Source organism: Pantoea sp. OXWO6B1 (assembly GCF_001641135.1).
GTDB lineage: Bacteria > Pseudomonadota > Gammaproteobacteria > Enterobacterales > Enterobacteriaceae > Pantoea > Pantoea allii.
This window is the reverse complement of record NZ_LWLR01000001.1, coordinates 2,662,430-2,674,429: the sequence shown is the minus strand read 5'-3', so window position 1 is coordinate 2,674,429 and position 12,000 is coordinate 2,662,430. Positions and strand designations below refer to the sequence as shown.

12 protein-coding genes are annotated in these 12,000 nt (G+C 53.1%); 8 read left to right on the top strand and 4 right to left on the bottom strand.

Annotated features, from left to right (window positions below):
• Nucleotides 1–5: 5 nt before the first annotated feature.
• Entirely contained in the window at nt 6–2,078 is a 2,073-nt protein-coding gene (gene glgX / locus A6A26_RS14730; protein ID WP_063879416.1) for a glycogen debranching protein GlgX, read from the top strand.
• 136 nt (nt 2,079–2,214) lie between these two features.
• Nucleotides 2,215–2,979 carry a meso-2,3-butanediol dehydrogenase gene (locus A6A26_RS14725; RefSeq protein WP_063879415.1) on the top strand — a complete coding sequence of 255 codons (765 nt, stop codon included), beginning with the start codon at nt 2,215–2,217 and terminating at the stop codon, nt 2,977–2,979.
• Between the two features lie 197 nt (nt 2,980–3,176).
• Here A6A26_RS14725 and A6A26_RS14720 read toward each other — a convergent pair whose 3' ends face one another.
• Complete coding sequence (locus A6A26_RS14720) at nt 3,177–3,452, bottom strand: hypothetical protein (protein ID WP_063879414.1); 276 nt, start codon at nt 3,450–3,452, stop codon at nt 3,177–3,179.
• A 720-nt stretch (nt 3,453–4,172) separates the two neighbouring features.
• Here A6A26_RS14720 and A6A26_RS14715 point away from each other — a divergent pair.
• Together A6A26_RS14715 and A6A26_RS14710 are read left to right on the top strand one after the other, a co-directional pair.
• A complete protein-coding gene (locus tag A6A26_RS14715) occupies nt 4,173–5,384 on the top strand; it encodes a diguanylate phosphodiesterase (protein ID WP_063879413.1) in 1,212 nt (403 codons plus the stop codon).
• Between the two features lie 228 nt (nt 5,385–5,612).
• Complete coding sequence (locus A6A26_RS14710) at nt 5,613–5,846, top strand: DUF4060 family protein (protein WP_063879412.1); 234 nt, start codon at nt 5,613–5,615, stop codon at nt 5,844–5,846.
• Nucleotides 5,847–5,894: 48 nt separating this feature from the next.
• Here the strand turns inward: A6A26_RS14710 and anmK are convergent, their stop codons facing one another.
• A complete protein-coding gene (gene anmK, locus A6A26_RS14705; RefSeq protein WP_063879411.1) occupies nt 5,895–7,016 on the bottom strand; it encodes an anhydro-N-acetylmuramic acid kinase in 1,122 nt (373 codons plus the stop codon).
• Nucleotides 7,017–7,301: 285 nt separating this feature from the next.
• Between anmK and A6A26_RS14700 the strand changes: the two genes are divergently transcribed.
• Nucleotides 7,302–7,769 carry an outer membrane lipoprotein gene (locus A6A26_RS14700; RefSeq protein WP_063879410.1) on the top strand — a complete coding sequence of 156 codons (468 nt, stop codon included), beginning with the start codon at nt 7,302–7,304 and terminating at the stop codon, nt 7,767–7,769.
• A 45-nt stretch (nt 7,770–7,814) separates the two neighbouring features.
• On the opposite strand, the gene slyA is transcribed toward A6A26_RS14700, so the two are convergent.
• Complete coding sequence (gene slyA / locus A6A26_RS14695) at nt 7,815–8,252, bottom strand: transcriptional regulator SlyA (protein ID WP_063879409.1); 438 nt, start codon at nt 8,250–8,252, stop codon at nt 7,815–7,817.
• Between the two features lie 143 nt (nt 8,253–8,395).
• Here slyA and A6A26_RS14690 point away from each other — a divergent pair, with 143 nt between their 5' ends.
• The 3 genes from A6A26_RS14690 to A6A26_RS14680 are packed head-to-tail and all read left to right on the top strand — an operon-like array spanning nt 8,396 to nt 11,498.
• Entirely contained in the window at nt 8,396–8,638 is a 243-nt protein-coding gene (locus A6A26_RS14690; protein WP_063879408.1) for a DUF1656 domain-containing protein, read from the top strand.
• Between the two features lie 5 nt (nt 8,639–8,643).
• Nucleotides 8,644–9,501: an HlyD family secretion protein gene (locus A6A26_RS14685; protein ID WP_216639869.1), complete on the top strand. Its 858-nt coding sequence runs from the start codon at nt 8,644–8,646 to the stop codon at nt 9,499–9,501.
• A complete protein-coding gene (locus A6A26_RS14680) occupies nt 9,498–11,498 on the top strand; it encodes an FUSC family protein (RefSeq protein WP_063879406.1) in 2,001 nt (666 codons plus the stop codon). The genes A6A26_RS14685 and A6A26_RS14680 overlap by 4 nt, the downstream gene beginning before the upstream one ends.
• On the opposite strand, the gene A6A26_RS14675 is transcribed toward A6A26_RS14680, so the two are convergent.
• The gene (locus tag A6A26_RS14675) at nt 11,499–11,966 is read right to left on the bottom strand and encodes a hypothetical protein (protein ID WP_063879405.1); all 468 of its coding nucleotides are present in this window, start codon (nt 11,964–11,966) and stop codon (nt 11,499–11,501) included.
• Nucleotides 11,967–12,000 lie beyond the last annotated feature (34 nt).

Sequence of the window (12,000 nt, the reverse complement as noted above, 5' to 3'; positions counted from 1 at the left end):
GATAGATGTCAAATCATCGTTTTGAAATCACGTCGGGATCGAGTCTACAGCTTGGGGCAAACTTTGATGGTAAAGGGGTAAATTTCGCGCTGTTTTCTGCCCACGCAGAACGCGTAGAACTGTGTCTTTACGATCCAGGCGGAAAAAATGAGATAGCCAGACTGGATTTGCCTGAGTTTACCCATGAGGTTTGGCATGGTTACGTGCCTGGTTTACCGCCAGGCACCCTGTATGGCTACCGCGTTTATGGCCCTTACGATCCGGAAAACGGTCATCGTTTTAACCCGAATAAATTACTGGTCGATCCCTATGCGCGCGAACTGGCCGGGGATATTGCGTGGAACGAGGCACACTTCGCTTATGATCTGTACCACGAAGACAAAGACCTGACGTTTGACGATCGCGACAGCGCGCCCTTCACGCCGAAATGCCGCGTGATTGACCCGAATGAATTTGACTGGCAGGACCAAAACCGCCCTCAGGTTCCCTGGTCCGAAACGATCGTTTATGAAACCCATGTGAAGGGCTTCACCCAAATGAACATGGCGCTGCCGCCGGAGATGCGTGGCACTTACGATGGGATGAGCCATTCATCGACGGTGGGCTATATCAAAAGCCTGGGCATTACCTCGGTTGAACTGTTGCCAGTGCACTGGTTTCCAGACGATCAACACTTGCTGGATAAAGGGCTGAAAAACTTCTGGGGCTATAATTCGCTGAACTTTTTTGCCCCGGCGACGCGCTATTTCGGTCCGCGCGGCATTCAGGGTTTCCGGGATATGGTGCGCGCCTTTCATGATGCGGGCATCGAAGTGATCCTTGACGTGGTTTACAACCACACCGCCGAGGGCAACGAGCTTGGCCCAACCCTGTCCTTTAAAGGCATCGACAACTTCTCTTACTACCGCACCTTGCCGGACCAGCATCGTTACTACATCAACGACACCGGCACAGGAAACACCGTGAATACCTCTCATCCGCGCGTGTTGCAGATGGTCACGGATTCCCTGCGTTACTGGGCCGACTCCATGCATATCGACGGTTTTCGTTTCGACCTTGGCACCATTCTGGGCCGCGAACCGGAAGGCTTCGACCCACGTGGCGGCTTCTTCGACGCCATCACCCAGGACCCGTTGCTCTCCCGGTTAAAACTTATTGGTGAGCCCTGGGACATCGGCCCTGGCGGTTATCAGGTCGGCGGCTTCCCACCGGGCTGGGCAGAATGGAACGATCAGTATCGCGATACCGTGCGCGATTACTGGAAAGGGAACAATGTCTCCACCGATTTTGCTGCGCGCCTGCTTGGCTCCGGCGATCTCTATGACCAGCGCGGACGCCGCCCCTGGGCCAGCGTCAACTTTATCACCGCGCATGATGGCTTCACGCTGAACGACCTGGTGTCCTACAACGAGAAGCACAATGCCGATAACGGTGAGGACAACAACGACGGCCACAATGATAACCGCTCGTATAACTATGGTGCCGAAGGCCCCACGGACGACGAGGGTATCAATGCGGTTCGTGAGCGTCAGAAGCGTAACTTTCTTGCCACGTTATTTTTCTCGCACGGTACACCGATGCTGCTGGCGGGCGATGAGTTTGGTCGCAGCCAGATGGGAAACAACAACGGTTACTGTCAGGACAGTGAAATTTCATGGGTTCACTGGGACAACCTGCCCGCCTCCGCTGAAGCCTTGCGTGAGTTCACGCGCCACGTCATCTCGCTGCGTAAAACCCAGCCGCTGTTACGGCGTGAAAGCTGGCGCGATGGAATGGAAATTAAGTGGTTCAATGCCGGTGGTGGATTACAGCAGGCGGAACAGTGGGACGAAGGCTCAACGCTCGGTGTCTATATCGGCCGCCCGGACCTGCAACATCAGGACGGTGTCTGGTATGACGTGCTCATGCTGATCAACCCGTTTGAAGGCAACGTCCCCTTCCGTATTCCTCAGTTTGGGGAAGGCGGATGGGTACTGGAGCTGACCACCAGCGATGTGAGCAAACACGGAATGGTGATCACCAAAGAGAAGGACTTTGAGCTGGAAGGCCGGAGCATGGCCCTGTTCAGAAGGCCGTAACGGCGTCCTGCGCAACGCGATTCGGGCGCTTAGCGGTTAAACAATACGCATCCGGTCCCGTTGCGCTTGACCTGGGCCACAGGGCTGCCAGGCTGAACAGGGTTATAACAGCAAGCGACGCCATTAAGGAGGCAAAATGTCCAGATTTACAGGTAAAATCGTTGTAGTGACAGGAGCCGGTTCAGGAATTGGTGAAGCGAGTGCCAGGCGTTTTGCACAGGAAGGCGCCTCTGTCGTACTGGTTGGACGTCATCAGGATAAGCTGCAAAAAGTGTTAGCACAGTTGCCTGGCGACAGTCATCTGGCTACCGCCTGCGATGTCGCCGAGGCCGATCAGGTAAAAGCCCTGGCAGCCCGCGTCGAAGAGAAATATGGCCGGGTTGACGTGCTGGTCAATAATGCCGGGATTATCGTGCAGGGGCGCATCCATGAGATCGAACCTGCCGACTGGAAGAAGCTGATGAGTGTCGATCTCGACGGCGTATTCCACTGCGTTCACTTCTTCATGCCCGCCCTGCTCAAATCCAAAGGCAACGTGGTGAATATCTCATCGGTATCCGGTTTGGGTGGCGACTGGGGAATGAGCGTGTACAACGCCGCCAAAGGCGCAGTGACCAACTTTACCCGGTCACTGGCAATGGATTACGGCGCTGACGGCGTGCGGGTAAATGCAATTTGTCCCGGCTTCACTTTCACCGATCTGACCGAAGGCGTGAAAAACGATCAGGCGCTGCTTGAGCGCTTCTACGATCGCATTCCGTTAAGGCGTGCGGGTGAGCCTGAAGATATTGCTGATGCAATAGCCTTTATTGCCAGTGAGGACGCGCGTTATATTACAGGCGCTAATCTCCCGGTTGATGGTGGCCTGACCGCTTCTAACGGACAGCCTAAACAGGCTTAATATGAATAAAGCAGCTGTTCGCAGCTGCTTTATTACACTGCGTGCCCTGCACTATTAATACGATGCGTGTTTAGCGGTTATTCGCTCTTAACGCGGCAGTGAACGCCCCGCCTTCATGACCCGATTTTTCACGCCCTTCCGACACCTTGTGCCGACAAGATGAAACGCACGCTCAGCGCTGGCGCAGCATACTCCGTTCAGGACGACTTTGGCGTATGACGCATGGGCATGGCCCGACTGCGTGCTGCCAGGCTTCTGCCAGCACTGGGGCACACGTACGGGCTCAGGCAGGCGGTACACAGGATGACGTCGGGGTGATGAATTTTGGCCACCGTTAAGGCTTGCTGACGGGTATACAGCGAACCAATAAATTCACGTCCACGGCCGTTATCCAGATGAATACAACCTTCTTTATGAATTATCCATCCGCCTCGGGTATAAGGACAGACATAATAGTAGCTTGATTTAAGCATAAGATTGCCCCTGGTGGTCGCTGTGCCAATGAGGTAGAAAAAGAGTTAATTACGATTTAATTTAATAATGTAGCGTTGTTGACCTTAGCTGAGAATTATCCCTAAAACTACAGAGATAATTATAAAACCGTGGTTTTGAGATTTATTCGCAGTGGGCGGTTTCGCATAGGTTAACGTCTTATGAGCATCGGGTTTCAGGAAATGGCATTGTTCGCCAAATCAGGTCTGATCCTTTAATCATTGCGTTTAAACCCGTCACTGTGCATACCGCTTAAAAAAACATATCAAATCAACACGCTGCTATTTTCTGCCCGGCTATGGACGTAAGGCCAAAGGGATAATTTGATTACGCCAGATAACCTTATCGCAGACTGCGCCAGCCGGATTTATTAGTGGGCGATAAAATGCAAAAAAGATACTACTATTCAATACCTAACGGCTGAACTACTGATATAATAGAAACTATGCGTAACACGCTGGTAAAGAACAGAATAATAAAAAATCTGTTTACCGCCGACCCGGTCTGTTATCCACCCCATGGATTGATCGCGTTAACTCTTCTGTGACAACGGAACATCACAGGTAAGCGCCCCCTGGTGCAGTGCTGGTGAAGAGCATGGCACAGACACATTTTGCGATGATATGACAGCAGGATCAGGCTCTGCCTGATAAACGCTCTGGCAATGTGTGCGGTAAAAAAACAAGAATCTGGAAGACTTTATGCTGTCTACAATTATCTATCGCAGTCACATCGCTGACCACGTTCCGCTTAAGATGCTGGAAGGATTAGTCACTAAAGCTAACAAAATAAATGAGACATCCAGTGTAACCGGCATTTTATTATTTAACGGTACCCATTTTTTTCAGGTGCTTGAAGGACCTGAAGCGGATGTCCTGGCGGTTTATGAGCGTATTTGCCGCGATTCCAGCCATCATAATATTGTGGAATTAATGCGTGATTACGCCCCTTCTCGTCGTTTTGGTAACGTGGGCATGGAGCTGTTTGACCTGCGGGAATACGATAAAACCACAGTGCTCAATGCCGTGCTGGAAAAAGGCACGACTAAATATCAACTGACGTACGACGATCGGGCGCTTAAGTTCTTACGCACGTTTGTTGAAGCGCGAGAGAAAGAAAATTATTTTGAAATTCCCTCTGCGGACAGCTGGGATTTTATTCAGGATGATGCGGAAACACGCGAAGGTGATGCGGCAATGATCGATCAGGAGGGCGTAAATTTTGCCTTTCAGGCGATCATTGATCCCTTTGCCCGTAAAATCGTTTCCCTTGAAGCCCTGCTGCGCGGCCGTCAGGGGGAAACACAACAGCATTATTTTTCGCGCCTTGCACCCGAGGATATCTACCGCAACGATTTGCACTCTAAGCGCACCGCCTTTGCCCAGGCAAAAGCACTGGGCGTCGACGGTATCATGCTGTCAGTTAACCTGCTGCCAATGTCGTTGGTCGTGGTGCCCGATGCAGTCGCTTTTTTGCTGGCGGAAATTCATGCCCAGGATCTGGTGCCCGAACAAATTGTGGTTGAGTTCACCGAAAATGAAATCATCTCACGCCTTGATGAATTTGCCGCCGCGCTAAAACAGCTTAAAGCCGCCGGTATTAGCGTTGCGCTGGATGATTTTGGCGCGGGCTATGCCGGGTTGTCATTACTGACGCAGATTCAACCCGATAAAATAAAAATCGACCGCAGCATTATCAGTAACGTGCACAAGAGCGGGCCGAAGCAGGCGATTGTGCACGCTATTTTAGCCTGTTGTTCGTCTCTGGAAATTAGCGTCATTGCAGAAGGGATTGAACAACCTGAAGAGTGGATGTGGCTGGAAGCCGCCGGCATTTCACAGTTCCAGGGGTTTCTTTTTTCCTGGCCTAAGTTAAACGGTGTCTCTGCCGTCGCCTGGCCCGAGCTTAAATAAGGCTTAGCACGAAAACGTAATAAATTTTGCGTTTCCCTTGCCGGAAATAAAACGTGCTGCTAAATATGAGTAGCACGTTTCAGATTGTGTCATTGCTCTGCAATATTTAACGTGCACGCTGTTTTTTAAATTAACGATGATGTTAAGCAGTCAGATGTTCAGTGTTAAAGACCGATGCAACGCGCAGTGTTCAGGCGCGCCCCACAGGTAAAGCATTTGAGGGACTGAATGAAGCAAATCATCCGCGGTGATAAAGAACCCGTCCATATCGTAGCCGCCTCGCGCGCGCTTGAAGCCCATATGTCTCGCTATGGTGAGGGCAATAAATACCATCCGGTTATCTATTCAATTGCCTATCGCAGCAAATACTACCAGGTCGAAGTCATTACACGTCGGGAAACCATCGTGGCAACCGTCATCACGGGCGTGCGTAATCTGACGCATCTTCCCGGGGTGGCCTGAGCCGCTACGTCCACGTCTTTCAAGGGGACAGCTTCTGTCCCCTTTCTTTTAGCGCGTATATAACGGATTGGCGGGATAGATTGCACCGATAACGCTTTTGGCACGCGCCCCGGTGACCGCCGGCAAATTCCCAGGCAGGCCCGACAGGGTGCGAAATGCCAGCCAGGCAAAAGCCAGGGCTTCCATATCATCACCGTTAATGCCAGCCGAATCGGTCGTGGTCACCTCGGTACCGGCAAGATGCGCTGCCAGACGTGACATCAGTAATGGATTGCGGCTGCCGCCCCCACAGACCAGTAAACGATCGCACCCGTCATTGAGCTGCACCTGTTGCGCAATGCTGATGGCAGTAAACTCGTTGAGCGTGGCCTGGACGTCCTGTGCGGCGATGCCGGGGAAATGGCGCAGGTGTTGTTCCAGCCAACTCAGATTAAACAGCTCCCGCCCGGTACTTTTTGGCGGCGGCAAGGCTAACCAGGGCTCACGCAGTAAAGCCTCCAACAGAGCATGACTGACGTGGCCACTGCGTGCCCACTGGGCATCTTTATCATAGGCTTTACCCTGATTGCGCCAGATCCAGGCATCAAGCAGCATATTGCCCGGCCCGGTATCAAACCCCCGAACAGGCTGTCCCGGGATCAGCAAAGAGAGATTGGCGATCCCGCCTATATTCAGCACCATGCGACGTTCAGTGGCATCCATCAGCAAGGCCTGATGGAAAGCCGGCACCAGCGGGGCACCCTGCCCACCCAGCGCCATGTCTCGCCGCCTGAAGTCACCCACCACCGTGATACCGGTCGCGGCAACAATCTGATTGTGGTCACCGATCTGGAGCGTATTCGGTGCCGCGCTCTGCGGCTCATGCCACACGGTCTGACCGTGGCAGCCGATGGCCACGATATCGCCCACCTCAAGGGATTCTCGCTGCATCAGGGTCAGTACCGCTTCAGCAAACAACTGCCCCAGTCGCGTATCAAGTTGCCCTAATTGTGACAACGTCAGGGTTTGCCCCTGACATATCGCCAGAATCGCCTGACGCAAATCAGGCGGCATGGGATGGCAGTAGCTTGCCTGCTGCGCCACCATATTTTCGTCGATAGCTGCCAGCACCACATCCACACCATCAAGGCTGGTACCCGACATCACGCCGATGTAGCGTCCTGATTTCATAGCCTTTCCTTTCGTTGTGGTGAAAATGTTATTACGCGGGTATAAGCGTGACAAACTCTCCCCGCTAAATCCATGATTAATTTGTTTTTAATCAATTAATTGCCTGTCAGTTAACGCCTTTGAACTTTTTCTGTTATCGATTGAATCATTGTTAAATTTTAACGGTCTATGCTGGCGTCAGCCATGTTTTGTTCCGACAAAGGTCAACTATCCAGCTTTATGTCTTATACTGTTTACAGGATTTCGCGAGAGATATGGCGCATTCTTGAATAAAGGAGTTTTCAAATGATTAAGCGTGTAATTGTGGTCGCTTTGACTGGTGTAATGCTTGCAGGTTGTAGCAATACCGATACGTTGTCGGGCGATACCTACAGCGCCAGTGAAGCCAAACAGGTTCAGAGTGTTTCATACGGTACGTTGGTGTCCGTGCGTCCGGTTAAAATTCAGGGCGGCGATGACAGTAACATCATCGGCGCAATCGGCGGTGCGGTGCTGGGTGGCTTCTTAGGCAACACCATCGGCGGTGGCGCAGGACGCAGTCTGGCAACGGCCGGCGGTGCGGTGCTGGGTGGCGTTGCAGGTCAGGGCGTACAAGGTGCGATGAATAAATCTGATGGTGTCGAGCTGGAAATCCGCAAGGATGACGGCAATACCATCATGGTGGTGCAGAAACAGGCGGCCAGTCGTTACTCCGTCGGACAACGTGTGGCAATGGCGACTGACGGCAGCCAGGTTACCGTTTCTCCACGCTAACGCAGTAACCTACCGACGCCAGTGCTGCCGCACTGCGCGTCGGTGTTATTTCTCTTTGTTCTGTAGCTCGAGGATATTCTTCTCAAGGCGTGCAATCAGCGACACCATCTGATTGATTTCATCGCGGCTGATACCGGAGAGGATGTCATCCCGGGTAATATCAATCACGTGTTCAACCTGCTGAATAACCGGCTCTGCCTGCTGCGTCAGTTTGATGCGTTTGGCACGGCGATCGTGCGCACAGGTGGTGCGGGTAATTAACCCTTTTTCTTCCAGTTGATCTAAGGTTCTGACCAGCGAAGGTTGCTCGATGCCAATGGCTTTGGCTAACTGAATTTGTGACTGCTCAGGGGGAAGCTGATGGATATTGTGCAGTGTGACCCAGTGCGTTTGAGTCAGGTCGAGCGGTTTCAGGCGCTGATCTATCAGTGCGCGCCAGATGCGTACCAGTCTGGACAGGTCCGTTCCGAGAGGGGTATCCATGTTATCTCCTTATAATTTAGTATGCTAGCTATCAAGCGGCATTGTATAGTATTTTGCAAGCTTGAAGGTTAAATTACAAATAACTAAGTGAACAGTTTCGGCTGAAAATATTTCACCATCCGGTTCCAGGATGCACCACCATAATGGATATCATCAACCACGGATTTCTTACTGTTCACCCGCTCACGGAACTGATTTTCGGGGCGTCACTTTACTTCCCTCCCCTGTTTAAAGCGGTGCTGGCCGGTTTTTTTCTCTGGTTGCTGATTCACCCACTGCTGCGCGGCTGGCTCGCCTCCGGCGAAGTCTGGCATCCCACACTGTTTGATCTCTCCATGTTCGTGCTGTGCGTAACTGGCTCACTCTGGCTGATGGATCACGGATGAAAAAGATGACATTTTCCGGATTAAAGTACTTCTCCACGCTGATTGTTTTCACCATCGCGTTGCTCAGCGCCTGGTGGGCCTGGAATTACTACATGCAGTCACCCTGGACACGGGATGGAAAAGTCCGTGCCGAGTTGGTGGATATCACACCACAGATATCAGGGCGCATCGTTGCGCTAAAAGTGACAGATAACCAGTTTGTCCATCAGGGAGACACCTTATTCACACTGGACCCGGTGCCGTGGCAGATCGAACTGAACAAAGCCGATGCGCAACTCAGCCAGGCAAAAGCCGACCTCGCCAAAGCCCAACATGAATTCAGCAGACGAAGTAAACTGCCGCGCAATACGATTTCTGGCGAAGATCTGGATGTGGCTCGCCTGAATGCGGATGCGGCGCTGGCCAGCGTGAAAGCCGCGCAGGCACAGCGGGATCAGGCGCAGTGGAATGTGCAGCAAACCACCGTTACTGCCCCCACTGACGGTTGGATAAGTAATCTGACCCTGCGACCCGGTAACTACGCCAGCGCGGGCACGCCGCTCTTTGCCCTTGTCGACAGCCATTCTTATTATGTTGTGGGCTATTTTGAAGAGACCAAGTTGCGCCATATTCATCCCGGCGCCGCTGCCCAGGTGGTACTGTACAGCAGTGGTATGCAGTTGCCCGGCCAGGTCGAAAGCGTGGGACGGGCTATTTACGATCAAAGCCTGGAGGCGGATAACGGTTTACTGCCGGATATCAAACCTAACGTGCCCTGGGTTCGCCTGGCGCAGCGTGTCCCTGTTCGCATTCGCCTCACCGCACTTCCCGATCACGCGCGTTTAATCGCTGGCACGACCTGCACGATTACGATACAGCCATGAATCTCAATGGACTGGCCTGGGGAAACCTGCCCTGGGTGAAGGCGGATCGCAATCAATGGCGCTATGCCCTTCGTAATGCCAGCGCGATGTGTCTTGCCCTGAGCATTGCCTATGGCCTGAATCTGGATGAGCCTTACTGGGCCATGACCTCGGCAGCCGTTGTCAGCTTTCCGACCATCGGCGGTGTGATCAGTAAAAGTCTGGGTCGCATTGTGGGCAGTGTGTTGGGTGCGACGGCTGCCCTGTTGATTGCGGGCCATACGTTGAATGAGCCCTGGCTGTTCGCCTTTTATATTGCCGGCTGGCTGGCGCTGTGCACCTGGGTGGCAAACCACTACCAGAACAACGTGGCGTACGGTTTTTCGCTGGCAGGTTATACCGCGGCGATTATTGCCTTCAGCTGCGTCAATCTCACCGATATCGCCAGCCTGTGGGACATCGCGCAGGCTCGGGTGTGCGAAGTGATTTCCGGGCTGCTGTGCGCGGGCTTTATGATGATGCTCTTGCCCAGCACTTCTGACGGCGATGCGTTAATCAACGCGCTAAAACAGATGCACACTCGCCTGTTGGAGCACGCCACGCTGCTGCTGCAGGACACCCGCAATGACGGGATACGCACGGCGCATGAAGCGGTGATTGGGCAGATCCTCACCATGAATTTATTACGCATTCAGGCCTTCTGGAGTCATTACCGCTTTCGCCGCCAAAATAACGTGCTGAATTACATCCTGCATCAACAGTTACGGTTGACCAGCGTACTGTCCAGCCTGCGTCGTATGCTGCTGAACTGGCCCGACGCGCCTGAGACGGTGTTTGTGGCGTTAGAGAGCCTCACACGTGAGCTGGCGAAACCAGACTGTAATAAGTACCGCCTGGCAGCACTGCTCCGCACCATTACGCCAGCCGGTGACGGCGACTATCGGCAACGCGCTTTTTGTCAGCGGCTGCGCTATTTCTGCTGGATGTATCTCAACGTATTACGCTGGATACGGTTGCTGGAGCACGCCGATGGGGAGAGGCGCTTTCAGCCACCCGCCGTGTCGGCGCTCGCCAGTGAAAGCGACAGTGCGGAAGCGGGCTGGAGTGCACTGCGCACCTTTACTGTGGTGGTTGCGGGCTGCGCATTCTGGATGACGACGCAATGGTCCTCTGGCGCGTCGGCATTGACCTTTACGGCAATTGCCTGCGTGCTTTACGCCTCGGCGCCCTCGCCCACGGGCAGTATCACATTATTACTGAAAACGCTGCTGTGGCTGTTTGCGTTTAGCTTTGTTTTTAAATTCGGTCTTATGGTGCAGTTTGATCAGCTGTGGCAGCTGCTGGCGATCTTATTTCCGCTGCTGTTGACTCTGCAACTGTTTCGGGTGCAACAGAAACAGCGGGCCGCCATGTGGGGCCAGTTTATTGTTTTCCTGGGATCGTTTCTGGCCGTCACCAACCCACCCGACTGGGATTACCAAACGTTTTTTGACGGTAATATCGCCAAAGTGTGTGGCGTGCTGCTGGCCTGGCTGGCGTTTCAGATACTTCGGCCCAGTTCAGACAGCCGCCGTAGCCGACGCCATATTCAGTCTTTACGTATGGCGTTTCTGGATCAGCTTCGTCCCCGACCTCACCTGAGCGAAAACCGCTTCGAGTCACTGATCTATCATAAGATTGGTCAACTCAGCAGCAGTCGGGATGAAACGGCGCGCGTCTGGTTACTGCGCTGGGGCGTGGTCCTGCTCAACTGTTCACATCTCGTCTGGCAGCTGCGCGACTGGCAAACCGGATCATCGAGACTGAATGCCTGCCGCGTGCGCGCGATGCAGGATCTGCAGCACGTGATGAGCCTTCGCGGTGTGCAGCACCGGCAACTGGATGCGGCGCTGGACGCGCTACAGACGATGATCGAGGAAACTCTGCGGGAAAATACCCGCGAAGCCAGCACGCTTGCGGGATTGCTGTGGCGATTACGCTGTTCGCTGGATCAACTGAAGCAGGCGATTCCCGACTGATTACTGGCAATACTGCTGATGCTGCCGGTTAAAATCATCCTGCAGCTGCTGCACGGTTTTTTGTCCTTCAAACCGGGTTTTATCCGCCTCTGATACGGGCTCAATAACCAGTGCTTTTTCGTCAGGAGAGAAAATAAAGCGCCGCGAAATAAAGGTGCCGGTAAAGCTTTTCCCGGTAATCCCCCCACAAATCATCACCGCATTATGATGATAGATAGTGGTATCCGTGAAATTGGTCTCAGTGGCGCTACGCAGAACATTCTGGCAATGCGCGTCTTGAAGTTTTTGCATCACATCCCGACTCAACCGCTCACGCCCTCTCGCGATGTGTTCACACCGAATGCGCGCAGGATTGGTATCAATGGTGCGCTGAAGTTCACGTCCGGTTTCGGTGACCAACTGCGTATCATTCGGTTTATCGCATCCTGCCAGCAGCAAGCACAGTAACCATGCGCCCTTCCATTTCATCTGTCCTGCTCCTCAGGTTGTCAGGCTTTATGAC